Origin of the sequence: Adhaeribacter pallidiroseus, from assembly GCF_003340495.1 — a bacterium.
In the GTDB taxonomy this organism is placed as follows: domain Bacteria; phylum Bacteroidota; class Bacteroidia; order Cytophagales; family Hymenobacteraceae; genus Adhaeribacter; species Adhaeribacter pallidiroseus.
On the sequence record NZ_QASA01000001.1, the window covers coordinates 1,334,616 to 1,350,006 of the forward strand.

The following is a 15,391-nucleotide window of genomic DNA, read 5'->3' on the forward strand; positions in this document are numbered from 1 at the left end:
TTTGCGTAAAGTAAATGTGTCGAGCTCACCTAAAATAATAGGTTTTTCTCTTACTTAGTAAAGGACATACCAGAAGGTTCGTCCGGTTTACAAAACAAAAATTTAAAAAAACGCCATGTTAGACATTGTAATTGAAGCGCGTAAAGCCGCTATCGTTCCGGGTATGGAAGTTCGCCGGATTCTTCCTTTTCGGCTGCGCCGGATGGTAGGTCCGTTTATATTCATGGATCATGCGGGTCCTGTGCAAATAATACCGCAGCAAGTTTCTATCATGGATGTATTGCCGCACCCGCACATTGGGTTATCTACGGTCAGTTATTTGTTCGATGGCCAGGTGACGCACCGCGATAGCCTGGGCGTAAAGCAAATAATCCGGCCGGGCGAAGTAAACTGGATGACGGCGGGGCGGGGCATTGCGCATTCGGAGCGGTTCGAGGATCCGGCCACGCTGGCGGGTGGGTCGTTAGAAATGGTTCAGACCTGGGTAGCTTTACCCGAAAAAGAAGAAGAAGCTTTACCGGCTTTCGATAACTACCAGCCGGAGCAATTACCCGTTTTTACGGATACCGGCATTTGGATGCGCTTAATTGCCGGCAATGCTTATGGGTTAAAGAATGCTGTGAAAACGCATTCGCCGCTGTTTTACTTACACGTGGTGCTGGAACCTGGCGTACGGTTTGGGTTGCCCCCGCAGTATCCCGAAAGAGGAGTTTACGTAGCCAAAGGCCGTGTCGAAATTGCCGGACGCATCTACACCGTGGGCCAAATGCTGGTTTTTACGAAAAACTCTGACCCGATTATAATGGCGAAAGAACGCACTACTCTCATGTTGTTAGGCGGCGAACCCTTGGGGGAACGATTTATCTGGTGGAATTTTGTATCGTCTAGGAAAGAACGCATTGAACAAGCGAAAGCCGACTGGAAAGAAGGCCGCATTTTGTTGCCCCCCACCGACAACCGGGAATTTGTACCACTTCCGGAAGATAAATCCCGGCCAGCCGCTAGTCCGCCGCCCCAGGCGCTTTCTTGAGGTAAACAGCTCAATAGAGCCTTTTACAAAACCGTTAGAAGTATTATCATTACTATTATCAGGGATTTCGTATTTTAACTTAACATTTTACAGCTTGCCCAAAGCGAGGCTTAAAAGCATAAACCGTTTAACTGCGATTAAATCTGGTAAATGAACAATAGTTCCATTACTTACTTCTGTCCTGCTATTTATAAAGGGCTGTTCATGGTTCGTTGCTTTTATTTCATAACAATGGTAACAATGTATCTATTGCTATAAAGTATAACCAATTTCCCAGATGTGGCCAAATGGGTCCTTCAGTTTTCCTATTCGCCAATCTTCTTCCGTTGTCATCGGACAAATTTCTGTTGCCCCTAACTTAATGGCTTTTTCAATTTCAAGTACCGACGATAGTTTATTATCGGGCATTTCAAACCTTGTTTTTTCAATGGCGCCGAAAGCCGATATATAAAAGTCCACTGCATTTTGCCCGTTGTTAACGGTCAGAAAGGGCCTTATAGTTGTTACAGTAAGGTCTGTCATAAAAGTTGTTTTTTTCAGAACTAGTAGTTATCTAACTTACCTGGAATTTAGTTTATGTGAAATTGGTGTCGTTTTATAATGACTGCTAACGTCTCTGCTAAAAAGCGTTTTAATGGTTTTTAGGTTTTGTTGGCAGGTGTAATTTATTCGCTATAAATTTCAATCAGCTTCTTGTTTCTCTTATCCCACAGAAATGATGCTGCACCACTTTCTAAATATACATTATCTACAATTTTCCCTTTGTATACCTTTAGTTCTTCCTTCCAGAATATTGTATCAGCAGGATTAATATTTTTTAAAAAGCTAGGCTGCAATGCTTTAATTGTAGAATTGTATTCATAATCTCTTATAAAGTCTGTTCTTCCTTGAAGTAGAAATTTGCAAGAATAAGGTTTTAGTAATTCAAACAACTTTTCAGATCCAAACTTTGCAACAGCATAATCCTTATCTATGACTAATTTGTCTGTCCAGATTTTATTGTTATTATCAAAAATAGAATTCAAATAAATAAGGCTATCATCAAACTGCTTTAATGAACTTGAAACTTCATCTTCCATTCCATCACCAGTTACATCAATTTTTCTGATTTGATTACCAGAACCAGGATTTGTTTTATTGTTTTTATAAAAATCACTAAAACTTTTTGTGAATTCATTGGCATCCTTCCAGTCAAAAGCAAAATCAGGCCCTAAGTCAATTATAACTGTATCAATTCTATCCTTATCCTTAACTATGACCGTAGAATCATTAAGGGCTTTAACTTCTATGTCATTAGCTTGCTGGTTTGACTTTTCTTTTTCTGGCGAACAACCCCAAAGCGTAACGAGTACTGCTAACAGATAAATTTTTCTCATTTCTATTTTATTCCTGCCAACGGTCTCGTGTAAGCTGCGGCAAGGCCATCGGCCGAAGCTGCCGTTTATACATTGTTGGCAGAAGTTGTTTTGGTTTTTTGGTAGTTTTCCTAAGTTAATATTAGCTTATTTTAGCTTATCCCTTTTCTCTACCTTAAAATTTATAGCAATAATATATCCTCCCATTCCAGTAGCAGGGTCTAATTCAAAAAAATACCCCTTCTTAGTATTCATTAATTCTAAATAAACCTGTTCCACTTCATAATCCTCTATTAGATAAGAAGGTAAACTTATTGAATCATAAATTCTAAAATCCAAAAGATGATTTTGAACTTCAAAGGAGGAAAAACTCCAACCAATAACCCCTGTAAAATATAAGTCATATGGTAAATCATCATAAGTTTCTATACCAATTACTAATTCATTTTTATCTAATGAATATTCAATCTTGTTTATTGAAGCATCATGGTAGTCTAAGAGTTTTTCCAATTTAAAATAAATTGTTATTTATTAATAGATTCAATTGCTGCCAACGGGCCGCGTGTATGCAAAGCCCGTAGCGCAGCAAGGGTTTTGTATACATTGTGTTGGGGTTAGTTTTTCTCTTCATTTACTCAGGCCATATGAATTAACCTTAATCTTGCTTTTAAAGTCTTTTGTAAGTAAAGTTCTTAATTGGACAAAACCACTGACTTCTAAAGAGCTTATATATAAAATTTTTGTCCGTCAATTGTAGAAATGTTTATTTGTTCATGTTGTGGAACATTCCGCCCTGTTATACCTTCCACAATGGTTATTTCTTTTACACTTTTATTATCCAGTAGTATTGTCCGCTTTAGATAAGGGTAATTCACTTTCCAGGTTCCGTTTATCCTTTCGATTTCTTTCAGCTTCTTAAATGAAAGGATAGGCAAAACAAAGAGTAAAACTAGGATTATCAATCCAGTCCAAATAGCCGCGTTTTGCTGTGTTTCGGTTCTGTTAGGATAATTTATTATAAAATAAGCTATAAGCCCTATTCCAAATATTATCGGAATAGATAAAAGATAATAAAGAAATGGTCGTACCTTGAATTTCATTATAAATTACCACCAACGTACTTGGCTAAACGATGGGCAAGGCCGTGGGCCGAAGGCTGACGTTTAGGTGTTGTTACCTGTTTTTTTTTAAGTTGATGAATCTTCCCAAGTGACCAACATCCATTTTCCCTTTTTCTTTTCAAAATAGAAATTAGCCATTATTCCATTTTCTATTCCTCTAACTTCAATAATGGCTTTATTACCTTTTATATTAATCTTTTGCTCATAGCTATCAACTTCCTTATTTGCAGATGAAGAGTCATATGTGAAATCCATTTTTCTGAACCCACTCTTTTGTATTATTTCTTCTGACATCTCATAGTTCTTGTCAGAGTCAGCTACCTTAACTTTTAATGGAAAATCGATTCTGCTAATTTGAAAAGTGGAATCTTCATTGAAATATTTTAAAAAAGTTTCAAACTTATCGTCGACATTTTCAGGAACTATAATTTGCGAAGTTTTTATATTCGTAGATACTGTGTCAGTATGAAGCGGCTTAGACTCTACTTCAAGATCTGAAACTTCAGCATTTACTTTTGAGTTATTGCAACTCAAAACCAAAGATGAGAAGAGTAAAAGGAATATATTTTTCATATTATAAAATTGCAGGTAACGTCTAGGCTAAACGGCGGCGGAGGCCGTCGGCCGAGGCTGATGTTTAGCTGTTGTTGTGTGTAGTATTTTTTATGTATGCTTATTGTAGGTGAAATGTATTTTGTCTACCCATTCCTTACCCCACACGCTTAATTCATAAGTCCAAACATATTCAGTCTTACCGTTTTCAGTCCATTTCTCTTCATTGCTGTCAACTGAGAGTCCGTTCTTGAAATCCTTGTGAAATATATAGAATGAATTATTGTCGAGTTCTATTATCTCTTCGAGTTTATCTATGGCAAAAGAGCTGTCTAATCGTAGGAAAAATGAGTTGAAGAATCTTGCCGTGGCAAAATAAGTATCAGGGTCGCTTAGGTCTGGCTTTAGGCAAGAGCAGATTTCTCTAAATTTCTCAACCTGGGTGAACGGGAATGTAAATCTGAATGTCGGTGCCTGAGATTCTCTGTAATGTAGCTTGTCCGTTGCTGCATTTGTTTCTTCAAGCGTCATCACGGCAGCTTCAGGAATCACTTCTCCAATGATATTAGATAAAGCCGTAAGAAAGTCACCAAGAAAGTGTCTGCGTTCTTGCTGCTGTCTTAAAAATCCAATTCTTTCCTGACGGCTTGTTTCTTTCATATCAATATTACACACAACTAACTGCTAAACGCCAGTACTGGTGTTTATATCCACTTTGGCGGGTAGCTGTTGTGTTTTTTAAATTACTGATATTTAACTTAGTAGCAAAATATATAAAAAGTGTACCTCACTAGCTAGGTGTGTTTACAGGAATTCGTTTCTATTTTATGTTAATAATACTATATTTAAATCAGTAATCTATCCAATGGGCTCATTATTTTTTCGAGCCCGTGTTGGGTTACATGGGTATAGATCTCAGTGGTTTTGCTGGACGAATGCCCCAGTAGTGCCTGAATATAACGCAAATCGGTGCCTGCTTCCAGTAAGTGGGTAGCAAAAGAGTGCCGTAGCGTATGCGGGGTGGCAGGCCGGGTAACACCAGCTTTCTTTTTGGCTTCCTGAAATACTTTGCGGATGCTGCCAACCGAACAGGGCCCACCCTCCGGCCCTTCAAAAAGCCAGACCTTGGGTTTATATAGCCGGTAATAAGTGCGCAGCTCTTCCAGCAACCGGGTAGCAAGTAAGGTAGTCCGGTCTTTTTGACCCTTGCCGCCCCGTATTAGCAGTAAGTTACGCTGCGATTGCACATCGGTTAGTTTCAGATTAATTACTTCGCCAATGCGCAATCCACCAGCATAAAGTAATTGCAATAGGCAGCGATGTTTTTGATTTACCGGCGCTTTTAAAATGGCCGCTACTTCTTCCAAGCTTAATACTTGGGGCAATTTATCTTTCTGATAGGGCCGGCTAACATCTGCCAGGTTCATATCCAGCCGATTTAAAACTTTGCTGTAATAAAATTTTATAGCATTTATGGATTGGTTAATATATACATAAGATTGACCCCTTTGCTGCAATACCTGATGGAACTCGTTTACTTGCTCCGGCGTAAAACCGGCTATAGCCGGCAGATCTACTTCCGAAAATGAATTTAAAAATCGGAGCAAAAGGGAGTGGTACGTGCGCATGGTACGGGGGCTATAATTAAGCAGGTGCATCTTCTCCAGGTAAGGCAATGGGCACGGTACAAAGTCGGGAGTCTCTTGGTATTGTTGCTCCCACAGCTTTTTTAACAAAGCCACATCTTTAATAATTAACTGCGCAGATAAATGAATCTGTGCCACCGGCAACAGCGCCTCTACCAGGTGAGGCAACTGTAACCCGGGTAAAGCAAAAAAAAGCAACCGTACGTAGTACTCCATTTTACTCCTTGTAAGCTCTTTAAAATTTGGTATAAGCCAGAATCTGACTGGTATTGCAGTTTCAGGTACGTTTTATTCGCATGCTCAAAAGGAACCAGTTTAACCAAAGGTTTGGTTTTATTTGTTTGGGGTAAGGCAATGGTACCGGCAGCAGTATTTAGAGTGATAAAGGTGCTATCTGTGGCGGCCAAGGTAGTTTTACGATGCAGATAGCGCGTATCAATAATGGCTTGCCGGTAAAAAGTTTGTTTTATTAATTGCAACTGCTCCATAGAATAATGGCACACAAAGCAATTATACTGTTTACTAAATTTTATGCCTCCAGCTTGTTCTAACTTTTTGGTTAAACCAGCATGCGGTTTATAATAGAATTTAATAAATAACTTACCCTGATGCTCCAGGCGATTTAAATACAAAATAGTTAAAGGTGTTGTGGTCATGCCGAAGCTAAAATAATTCCGGTTAAAAGTACGAAAACAACTAATTTGCCATTGTTTTATAAGCGTATATGTCCGGAACTATCCGCTTATAAACACAGATAGCTAGAATATGGAAAAGCAAGTAGCCGTATGCCAGGTTTGTAGTGCTGAGCTGGCCGGTAGAATTGATAAAAATATTGTTCCGATCAGTGCCGGGCTCAACTGAATAACCGCAAAAAGAAATTCGATGCCGGAGAGAAGAAGATATTGGACATTAACCGGATTTTACGGAAAAATCGCAGTATCCTGAAAGTATCCAGCCCTTTAGGTAAAACAACTACCCGGCAAGAATACCTGCTTCAGCAAGGATTTGACTTTAGGCACTTCACGCACCAGTACCAAACCCAAAAAGGAAATACGTATAATTTCTGTTATGATTTTGGATACCTGTTGTTACCCGAGGAGAAAGTATTAATTGTAAACTGGCAATCGTATATGGCTTCCAAATAATAAAGGAAAATACGATAGTAAAGGGGGGCCAGGTTTAGGTATGTCAAAAAACAAAGAAAGCAAAAGCTCCCCTCCGGGGATAAGGAGGGGCAGATACCTTTTACCTCTATTAAAACCTATACTTAAATCAATTGCTGTACTTAAAGTTGAAGCAAGTATTAAAATTTAAAAAATTTTCTTTTCCTACAACGATACGCCCCGCTTCCAGGGAATAAAATCATCCTGGCCGAGTTGCACGGCTTTAGGAGTAACTTCGCCGCTGGCTACTTTAATACAAAACTCCAGAATTTCTTCGCCCTTACTTTCGATGGTAGCTTCGCCCGTAATAATGTCGCCGGTGTCCAGGTCAATGATATCGGCCATGCGCTGGGCCAGTTTGGTGTTGGTGGATATTTTTACCACCGGGCAAACGGGATTGCCGGTTGGCGTGCCTAAGCCGGTGGTAAACACAATTACGTTGGCGCCGGAGCCGGCTTTGCCGGTGGTAGCTTCTACGTCGTTGCCGGGAGTGCACACTAAGCTTAAACCGGGCTTACGTACCGGTTCGGTATAATCCAGTACATCGGCCACCGGGGCAGTGCCGCCTTTTTTAGCGGCGCCGGCGCTTTTAATCGCATCGGTAATCAAACCGTCTTTAATGTTGCCCGGCGATGGATTCATGTCGAAGCCGGAACCGACGGCTTGCGCCTGCGCCGAGTAGCCTTTCATGAGCCGGATAAATTTGTTGGCGGTTTCATCGTCTACGCTGCGGTCCACGAGTTCTTGTTCTACGCCGTTTAATTCCGGAAACTCGGCCAGTAAAACCGAGCCACCCAGTGCCACCACTAGATCGGCGGCATAGCCTAAAGCCGGGTTGGCCGAAATGCCCGAAAAGCCGTCGGAACCACCGCATTTTACCCCCAGCACCAATTTGCTTAAAGGGGCGGGCTGTCGGGTTTGTTTGTTGGCCTCAATTAAACCAATAAACGTTTGTTTAATGGCTTCGCCAAGCAAATGTTCTTCGCTTTGGCTGGTTTGCTGCTCATAAAAGTAAACCGGCTTATTAAAATTCGGATTACGTTCCCGGATATGCTGCTGCATCTGGTCGTATTGTAGGTGCTGGCAACCCAAGCTCAGAATGGTAACGCCGGCCACGTTCGGGTGATCCATGTAGCCCACGAGTAATTTGCTGAGTATTTCCGAGTCCTGACGGGTGCCACCGCAGCCACCCTGGTGGGTTAAAAACTTGATGCCGTCGATGTTTTCGAATACACGCTTAGTTTCCAGCTTTTCGGTAAATAATTTAAAATCGGTATTCGCCACGGCCTCGGCGGAGCCGCTTTGTTTGTACAACTCTACTAACTGGCGGGTCTGGTTCTGGTATTTCTGGCTTTTAGCATAACCTAACTCGCGGGTTAAAGCGTCTTTAATTACTTCTAAGTTGCGGTTTTCGCAGAATACAGTAGGCACAAACAACCAGTAATTAGCCGTACCTACTTTGCCATCCGGGCGCAGGTAGCCGTTAAAGGTGCGGTTTTGCCATTTGCTCACGTCGGGCGGGGTCCAGGTGTATTGTTTGGTGCGGCCGCTGTAGTCGGAGGCCGCGTGTTTTAAATTAGCCGTAGAAATAAGTCCTCCGCGCGAAATGGGTAACATGGCTTTGCCCACCAAAACCCCGTACATGGTAACCGGATCGCCGAGGGCAAAATCTTTCGCCGCAAATTTATGTTTGGCCGCAATATTATCTTGCAGCAGAAAAGTCTCATTATCAAAAACTATCGCCTCTCCTTTTTTAAATCCATAAGGGCCACAATTACGTCGTCCTGCGGATGTACTTTTAATACTTTTGCTTGCATATACATGGGTCCATAGTCGACAGTCCATCGTCGACGGTAATTTTAACTTTTAATTTGGTCCGCTAAGAGATTGAATAATTCCTACAAGTTGCTCGTAGCTTTTATACCAAATAAATCAAATAAATAAATTAAAACGCGGAAAATCAAAAGCCCGGTCCCTCAAATTTAAGGAGAAAGCATCTATTTTGCCCTTAAGCTAAGAACCAAATACGGCTGAACTCGATTTAAATTTTAAAAATTAATAAATTTAGTTTGCGGGCAGGTGGTAAGATGGCTCCGAGTTGAATTAAAAATTAAATTTTGTATTTCCGGAATAAACAGTCATATTCCTGATCGGAAAAGGAAGGGATAACTCGCTAATTAAATTAATTACGTATCCTAAGGAGTATTTTTTGCAGTCAGCGTTCTCTTTTTCGTAAGCCGGATACCCGTATTCTACTGCTTGTTACGATCCAGTAGCGGCCCGGAGTTTTTGTTCTTTGGTTTCACCTAACAATAAAAGTCTATTATTAATAAAACTATGCAAAACAGAAGAAATTTTTTGAGAGCTTCCGGTGCCTTAATGTTAGGCGGCTTGGGCGGTTTAATGCTGCCGGGCTGTAACACCAAAGAAGCTAAAACCAGTACGGAAAACACCAGCGCCGATAGCACGGCTACAGCCACTACCAACCCGAGCCCGGCCGCAGCTGCCTTACCAGCCGCTGGCTTGCAGTTGTATACCGTGCGCGATTTAATGGAAAAAGACTTAAAAGGTACGCTCCAGAAAATTGCCGACATTGGCTACAAAAACATGGAAGCAGCGGCGGGTTCTAAAGGGCATTATTACGGCATGAAGCCCAAAGAATTTGCCTCTATGCTGGAAGGCATGGGCATGCAACTCCGGAGTTCGCACGTGCAGGTAGGATACAATACCGGTGGCAAAAAACCAGCCAACGAAACCTTAACCTACGATTTGCAGAAGTTAGTAGACATGGCCGCCGAAGCTGGTCAAAAATATTTAATTTGCGCCTATCTGGCCGATAATGAACGCCGTAACCTGGATGATTATAAAAGCCATATTGCTTTGTTTAACAAAGCCGGCGAAGCTTGTAAAAAAGCGGGATTACAGTTTGCTTACCACAACCACGCTTTCGAGTTTGATACCATGGAAGGGCAGGTGCCCTACAATTTGATATTGGCGCAAACCGATAAAGATTTGGTGAAAATGGAGCTGGACTTGTACTGGATGGCCAAAGCCGGTAAAGATTCCGTGGCTATGTTTAAGGAGCACCCGAGCCGGTTCCCGCTCTGGCACGTAAAAGATATGGACAAAACCGAGAAAAAGTTCTTTACCGAAGTTGGCAACGGCTCCATTGATTTTAAACCTATTTTTGCCGCCGCGCAAACAGCAGGAATGGAGTATTACTTTGTGGAGCAAGACCAAACCCCGGGCAACCCTATCGATAGCATCACCACCAGTTACACCAATTTAAATAAAGTGTTAGCGGCGTAGGTTTTTTAAAATTTTGCTGGGCCAGCCGTATGTAAGCCACTACGGCTAGCTTTTTTACAACTACCTATTTAACCTGAATTCGAGCTAAGCAGTGCCTACCTGAGATATAAGCTAATCTTCTTTATTCCGGTCATTCTGGAAGAATCTAACCCGTAAGTAATCGGTTAGATTCTTCCAGAAGGACCGTAATAGAGGGGAAACACGATCTTTTTATCATTTTGGCTTATACAGAGATGCTCTTTTGTTGTTAAGGGCTTCGCTCGAACGCACGTTATTTAACTATTTTATGAGGCATTAGGCAGATTATTCTAATTTTAAGTACATTTCAGAAATGCCAGGGTTACTTACTGGTTCCGGAACCAAGAGCTTAAAACACTTTTTAGTTGAAACAAAAAGAGTAAAAATTTAAAAATTACGCATGGGCAAACGATCGAAATACCTGTTTTTTGTTTTGGTGTGGGGGTTTTTGTTGCCCCTTGGGGCTTTGGCTAAATCAGCCATTAACTGGAAAAGCGTTACTATTTTGGTTTTTACTAAAAACGGCAAGGGGTACGTGCACGATAATATTCCGTCGGCGGTAGCAGCGCTGCAATTAATGGCCCAGCAACAAGGCTTTCGGGTAGAAGTAAGCGACGATCCGGCGGTGTTTACGCCCGAAAATTTAAAAAAATTTACCTTGTTGTTGTTTCCCAGCACCAACAACGAGGTGTTTGATACACCGGAGCAGCGGCTGGCTTTCCGGCGCTACATCCAGGCGGGGGGCGGTTTTGTGGGCTTGCATTCCGTAATTGGCACCGAACGAAACTGGACTTGGTTTAAACAAATGCTGGGCGGTAGTTTTTTATGGCATCCCAAATTGCAAAAATTAAAAATCCGGGTCATAGATTCAACTCACCCCAGTGTGCAGGGTTTACCAAAAGTTTGGGAAAAGCCCGACGAATGTTATTTCATGAAAGAATTGTATCCGGGCGTTCGTGCAGTTATGGCCCACGATTTAAGCGTGCTGGATAGAACCGATTCTACCGAAAGTGAAAAAATTAAAAACGCAGCCGGCGCTTACACGGCTCTGTACCCCGCGGCCTGGTACCAAACCTACGATGGCGGCTATATCTGGATAACGGCCTTAGGTCATGCCAAAACCGACTATCAAGACCCTGTTTTCTTGCGGCACATTTGGCAAGGAATTCAGTACGTGGCTGGTCAGGTAAAAAAATTAACCCCTGCTAACGCCTCCGCCACTGCCTACGATGAACCTGTGCGGTATTAATTACTTGTTGATTTTTGGCTGGTTATTTCGATTAATTTAAATAGTTGGTCGTTTTTAGTTGTTCGTTATTCGATCGTTATACCTTTAATCATCAATTGCTTAAACTCAAAATTTTAGCAACTTAATTTTGTCCTGTTACTTATTTACTAAGTAGTAACTTATTCCGTACTAAGTAGTTGGTCGTTATTAGTTGTTCGTTGTTCGACCTATAAACTATTGATAATTAAAACATTACTTTGAAATATCCTTGCGTTTATTTTTGTCCCGATACTTATTATTTTTAATAATAAAGCTCTCTCAATATTTACCGTAACATAGTATTGAGTAGGGCTAATGCAAATCCCCCAAAGAAATAGAAGCTTTTTTAGCCTCTAAAGCTTTTCTTTGGAGGCGGGAACCGGCTCCAAAGAACTACATCATAGCACGCGCTAAAATCAAAAAACAAAAACTTTTCTGCTTAACTTTCGGTAACAAACTTATAGAGATGCCGGAGAAAGAGAGAACCGCAGGAGACAGAAAAATAAACCAGGAACACCCCACCGATTATATACTGGAAGGTAAAACCATTACCAGTATTTCTTACAACGATCTGGTAAAGCACAGCACCGCCGAAACCAGAACTTCCATGGGTTCTTCCTACCAGGTTTATCCTACTTTTCTGGGCTTAAATCAAGGATTATTTACTTTTAGCACCAGAACCGACCCGGGACCGGAAGTTAAAGTGGTGCAGTTAGAAAATTCCATTTGGCTGTCGTGCTCTTGCCTAGTTTCTAAAAGCCAACTTTGTGCGCACCAGGCGCAGGTTTTACAAGCCATTATGCTACGCCCGGAGTTGCGGGTGTTTTTTGATGAAAAGTTAAGGCGTGATAAAATAAAACCGGTGGCCCAGGATTATGGCCTGGCCCAGGAAGAAAACCTGGACGCGTATTTCGAACTGGAGTATGCCCAAAAAACCATTACCATAAAGCCCCGCATCAAAGAATTATTACCGGTAAACGCCGAAACCCAGGCCTACTTAGCGGATTCCTTGTTGCTCAAGCCCCAGCGCCCGGTTTCTTCCCGGAATGCCGCCCCAGAAACTACCCGCTTGCTCGTGGTGTTAGCGGAACACAAATATTATAAACACTTATACCTCCAGTTGTTCCAGGCAACGGTAAACCCGGAAGGTAAACTGAAGAATCCGCTGCAAGAAATTTTGCCGGCCGATTTAATCTGGCTCACCCATAACCCGGAAGAAATTAAATTTTATTCGGCCGTTGCCAAGTTTCAGCATAATTACCAAACTACGCCGGCCGAATCAGACGGGGAGGCCCTGCAAGCCCTGGTGAAAAATCCCTTACAACTCAACTTTTACCGGCAAAATTTAAAAAAAGCCACGGGTACTGTTACAGCTGGTTCTTTGGTGCCGGTGCAGGTGCAAAACTTACCGGTAAATCTGGAATTGCACGTGCACCTGCAAGACTATTTTTACCAGATTACGGGTAGTATTACGTTGGAGGAACAAAAATTAGAATTACCTAAACTGGAAATTCTCCACGAGTATTTTGTGGCATTTAAAAACAAACTCTACTTTATTCAGAACCCGGATATGTTGCGCGTAATCCGGTTTTTTAAAAAAAGGAACCACAAAATCATTATTCACGAAACAAAATTTGCGGAGTTTCGGCAAACCGTGCTGGTTAATCTGGAAACAAAAATCCGGGTAAACTATTCGTACGTGAAGCCCGCCACCGAAAAGCAAATAATAGATTACGGCTTCGACGAAACCCGCGAATCTATTATTTACTTATCTGATTCCGAAGATTTTATTTTAATAACGCCGGTAATGCGTTACGGGCCGTTGGAAATTCCGGTATTATCCCGCCAGCAAATTTACGCGACCGATGCCCGGGGCAATGCCTTTACCTTAGCGCGCGACGAAGAAGCGGAAAATAACTTAACGGCCGCCATTCTGCAACAACATCCGTATTTTTACGAACAACTGCACCAGGATTGTTTTTACCTGCACCGCGACCGTTTTTTGCGGGATGGTTGGTTTCTGGATGCTTTTGAGGCCTGGCAACAAGCCGGCATTACCATTCTGGGCTTTAAAGAATTAAAAAATAATAATCTGAACCCGCACAAAGCTAAAGTAAACATTTTGGTAACCAGTGGCATTAACTGGTTTGATACCACCATCGACGTGCGGTTCGGCAAACACCAAGTACCCTTAAAATACCTGCACAAATCTATCCGGAACAAAAACCGCTTTATTACTTTAGATGATGGCACCCAGGGAATATTACCCGAGGAGTGGCTGGCGAAATTAAGTCAATACCTGGAAGTGGGCGAAATAGTTGGCGAAAAACTGCGTACTCCCAAAGTGAACTATGCCGGCGTAGCGGAGTTGTACGAAACCGAGGTTTTAACGCAGGAAGTACAAAGAGAACTGGCCCGGTACCAGGAGCAATTAGCTACTATCGAATTTATTCCGGAAACCCAAGTTCCTCCGGAATTGCACGCCACCCTGCGTGGTTACCAGAAACAAGGCTTGCACTGGCTAAATTTTTTAGACCAGTTTAACTTTGGCGGCTGCCTCGCCGATGACATGGGCTTAGGTAAAACCATTCAGGTGCTGGCTTTTATTCTGGCGCAACGCAGCAAGGTAAATCATAATACCAACCTGGTAGTGGTGCCCACTTCTTTACTGTTTAACTGGCAGGAAGAAATTGCCCGGTTTGCTCCAACCTTACAAGTACTAACCAGCTACGGCACTAACCGGATTAAAACCACTCAAAATTTAAAAAATTACGAAATTATTCTTACTTCGTACGGTACGCTGGTGTCCGATATCCGGGTGCTCAAAGAGTATGTTTTTAATTACGTTATTCTGGATGAATCGCAAAACATTAAAAATCCGGAAACGGAACGATACCGCGCGGTCCGGCTGCTGCAATCGCGGAACAAGCTGGTGCTAACCGGTACGCCCATCGAAAACAACACCTTTGATATATACGGCCAATTATCGTTTGCTTGTCCGGGTTTATTGGGCAGCAAACGGTACTTCCGCGACCATTATTCCACACCCATCGATAAATTTAAAAACAGCCAACGCGCCGCCGAATTGCAACGCAAAGTGAGTCCGTTTATTCTGCGGCGCACCAAGGAGCAAGTTGCGCCGGAACTGCCCGATAAAACCGAAATGGTGATCTACTGCCAGATGGGCCTGGAACAACGCCGCGTATACGAAGCCGCCGAAAGGGAAATCCGGGATTATATCTCGGCGCAGGAAGAAGACGAACTTAAAAAGAACCCTATGCACGTATTACGCGGACTTACCAAACTGCGGCAAATCTGCAACTCCCCCTCCTTGTTACCCGAAGGCGATTACAACGTAAGCGCCTCGGTAAAAATTGAAACCTTGCTGGAGCAAATCGAAAGTAAAGCACCTTATCACAAAATATTGGTGTTTTCGCAGTTTGTAAGCATGCTGGAGCTTATTCAAAAAGAATTAAAAAACCGGGGCCTTGCCTTTAGTGTTCTAACCGGCCAAACCAAAGACCGCGCTGGCGCTGTAAACAAATTTCAAGAAAACGAAGAGGTGCGGGTATTTTTAATCAGTTTAAAAGCGGGTGGTACCGGCTTAAATTTAACTCCTGCCGATTATGTTTACCTCGTAGATCCTTGGTGGAACCCAGCGGTGGAAAACCAAGCTATCGACCGCACCTACCGCATCGGGCAAAAGAAAAACGTAGTAGCCGTTCGCTTCATCTGCCCCGACACCGTAGAAGAAAAAATCAGGAAGTTGCAGGAAGCCAAAAAAGAACTGGTAAAAGAAGTTATACAAAAAGATAACTCTATTTTGAAAACCCTCTCCAAACAAGATTTATTAGGTTTACTGGGCCAAAACAGGATATAAACTAAGCGCAAATAAGCGGCTTTTTACTACCTGGTTTTATAGAAAGGTAC

At 42.2% G+C, this 15,391-nt stretch carries 14 protein-coding genes; 5 read left to right on the plus strand and 9 right to left on the minus strand.

Annotated features, from left to right (window positions below):
- Positions 1-115: 115 nt before the first annotated feature.
- The gene (locus AHMF7616_RS05225; protein WP_115371927.1) at positions 116-1,030 is read left to right on the plus strand and encodes a pirin family protein; all 915 of its coding nucleotides are present in this window, start codon (positions 116-118) and stop codon (positions 1,028-1,030) included.
- 252 nt (positions 1,031-1,282) lie between these two features.
- Here the strand turns inward: AHMF7616_RS05225 and AHMF7616_RS05230 are convergent, their stop codons facing one another.
- From AHMF7616_RS05230 to AHMF7616_RS26985, 8 genes are all read right to left on the minus strand, one after another.
- Complete coding sequence (locus AHMF7616_RS05230; RefSeq protein WP_115371928.1) at positions 1,283-1,552, minus strand: VOC family protein; 270 nt, start codon at positions 1,550-1,552, stop codon at positions 1,283-1,285.
- Positions 1,553-1,695: 143 nt separating this feature from the next.
- Positions 1,696-2,406, minus strand: a complete 711-nt coding sequence (locus tag AHMF7616_RS05235) for a hypothetical protein (protein WP_115371929.1) — start codon at positions 2,404-2,406, stop codon at positions 1,696-1,698.
- 126 nt (positions 2,407-2,532) lie between these two features.
- The gene (locus tag AHMF7616_RS05240) at positions 2,533-2,895 is read right to left on the minus strand and encodes a hypothetical protein (RefSeq protein ID WP_115371930.1); all 363 of its coding nucleotides are present in this window, start codon (positions 2,893-2,895) and stop codon (positions 2,533-2,535) included.
- A 215-nt stretch (positions 2,896-3,110) separates the two neighbouring features.
- Positions 3,111-3,485: a hypothetical protein gene (locus tag AHMF7616_RS26980; protein WP_115371931.1), complete on the minus strand. Its 375-nt coding sequence runs from the start codon at positions 3,483-3,485 to the stop codon at positions 3,111-3,113.
- Positions 3,486-3,572: 87 nt separating this feature from the next.
- A complete protein-coding gene (locus AHMF7616_RS05250) occupies positions 3,573-4,079 on the minus strand; it encodes a DUF4348 domain-containing protein (RefSeq protein WP_115371932.1) in 507 nt (168 codons plus the stop codon).
- A gap of 90 nt (positions 4,080-4,169) precedes the next feature.
- Positions 4,170-4,718, minus strand: coding sequence for a hypothetical protein (locus tag AHMF7616_RS05255; RefSeq protein WP_115371933.1), 549 nt, complete (start codon positions 4,716-4,718; stop codon positions 4,170-4,172).
- 185 nt (positions 4,719-4,903) lie between these two features.
- Positions 4,904-5,920 carry a tyrosine-type recombinase/integrase gene (locus tag AHMF7616_RS05260; RefSeq protein ID WP_233507337.1) on the minus strand — a complete coding sequence of 339 codons (1,017 nt, stop codon included), beginning with the start codon at positions 5,918-5,920 and terminating at the stop codon, positions 4,904-4,906.
- On the minus strand, positions 5,857-6,360 hold the full coding sequence (locus tag AHMF7616_RS26985) for a hypothetical protein (protein WP_233507340.1): 504 nt from the start codon (positions 6,358-6,360) through the stop codon (positions 5,857-5,859). Before AHMF7616_RS26985 ends, AHMF7616_RS05260 begins: the two co-directional genes overlap by 64 nt.
- A gap of 246 nt (positions 6,361-6,606) precedes the next feature.
- Here AHMF7616_RS26985 and AHMF7616_RS26645 point away from each other — a divergent pair, with 246 nt between their 5' ends.
- On the plus strand, positions 6,607-6,849 hold the full coding sequence (locus tag AHMF7616_RS26645) for a hypothetical protein (protein WP_233507342.1): 243 nt from the start codon (positions 6,607-6,609) through the stop codon (positions 6,847-6,849).
- Between the two features lie 183 nt (positions 6,850-7,032).
- Here AHMF7616_RS26645 and AHMF7616_RS05270 read toward each other — a convergent pair whose 3' ends face one another.
- Positions 7,033-8,712 (minus strand): UxaA family hydrolase, encoded by a 1,680-nt coding sequence (locus tag AHMF7616_RS05270; RefSeq protein ID WP_317047584.1) that lies wholly within the window; start codon positions 8,710-8,712, stop codon positions 7,033-7,035.
- Positions 8,713-9,204: 492 nt separating this feature from the next.
- Between AHMF7616_RS05270 and AHMF7616_RS05275 the strand changes: the two genes are divergently transcribed.
- The 3 genes from AHMF7616_RS05275 to AHMF7616_RS05285 all read left to right on the plus strand — a co-directional run bounded on the left by AHMF7616_RS05275 (position 9,205) and on the right by AHMF7616_RS05285 (position 15,341).
- A complete protein-coding gene (locus tag AHMF7616_RS05275) occupies positions 9,205-10,176 on the plus strand; it encodes a sugar phosphate isomerase/epimerase family protein (RefSeq protein WP_115371934.1) in 972 nt (323 codons plus the stop codon).
- A 418-nt stretch (positions 10,177-10,594) separates the two neighbouring features.
- Complete coding sequence (locus AHMF7616_RS05280) at positions 10,595-11,443, plus strand: ThuA domain-containing protein (protein ID WP_115371935.1); 849 nt, start codon at positions 10,595-10,597, stop codon at positions 11,441-11,443.
- Between the two features lie 484 nt (positions 11,444-11,927).
- Complete coding sequence (locus AHMF7616_RS05285) at positions 11,928-15,341, plus strand: DEAD/DEAH box helicase (RefSeq protein WP_115371936.1); 3,414 nt, start codon at positions 11,928-11,930, stop codon at positions 15,339-15,341.
- Positions 15,342-15,391: the final 50 nt, after the last annotated feature.

What these genes read in the sequence shown, in the direction of transcription:
- AHMF7616_RS05270 (WP_317047584.1), bottom strand. Translation starts at nt 8,712, where the DNA reads ATGGACTGTCGACTATGGACCCATGTATATGCAAGCAAAAGTATTAAA.
- AHMF7616_RS05250 (WP_115371932.1), bottom strand. Translation starts at nt 4,079, where the DNA reads ATGAAAAATATATTCCTTTTACTCTTCTCATCTTTGGTTTTGAGTTGC.
- AHMF7616_RS05225 (WP_115371927.1), top strand. Translation starts at nt 116, where the DNA reads ATGTTAGACATTGTAATTGAAGCGCGTAAAGCCGCTATCGTTCCGGGT.
- AHMF7616_RS05235 (WP_115371929.1), bottom strand. Translation starts at nt 2,406, where the DNA reads ATGAGAAAAATTTATCTGTTAGCAGTACTCGTTACGCTTTGGGGTTGT.
- AHMF7616_RS26985 (WP_233507340.1), bottom strand. Translation starts at nt 6,360, where the DNA reads ATGACCACAACACCTTTAACTATTTTGTATTTAAATCGCCTGGAGCAT.
- AHMF7616_RS05285 (WP_115371936.1), top strand. Translation starts at nt 11,928, where the DNA reads ATGCCGGAGAAAGAGAGAACCGCAGGAGACAGAAAAATAAACCAGGAA.
- AHMF7616_RS05275 (WP_115371934.1), top strand. Translation starts at nt 9,205, where the DNA reads ATGCAAAACAGAAGAAATTTTTTGAGAGCTTCCGGTGCCTTAATGTTA.
- AHMF7616_RS26980 (WP_115371931.1), bottom strand. Translation starts at nt 3,485, where the DNA reads ATGAAATTCAAGGTACGACCATTTCTTTATTATCTTTTATCTATTCCG.
- AHMF7616_RS05255 (WP_115371933.1), bottom strand. Translation starts at nt 4,718, where the DNA reads ATGAAAGAAACAAGCCGTCAGGAAAGAATTGGATTTTTAAGACAGCAG.
- AHMF7616_RS05260 (WP_233507337.1), bottom strand. Translation starts at nt 5,920, where the DNA reads ATGGAGTACTACGTACGGTTGCTTTTTTTTGCTTTACCCGGGTTACAG.
- AHMF7616_RS05230 (WP_115371928.1), bottom strand. Translation starts at nt 1,552, where the DNA reads ATGACAGACCTTACTGTAACAACTATAAGGCCCTTTCTGACCGTTAAC.
- AHMF7616_RS05280 (WP_115371935.1), top strand. Translation starts at nt 10,595, where the DNA reads ATGGGCAAACGATCGAAATACCTGTTTTTTGTTTTGGTGTGGGGGTTT.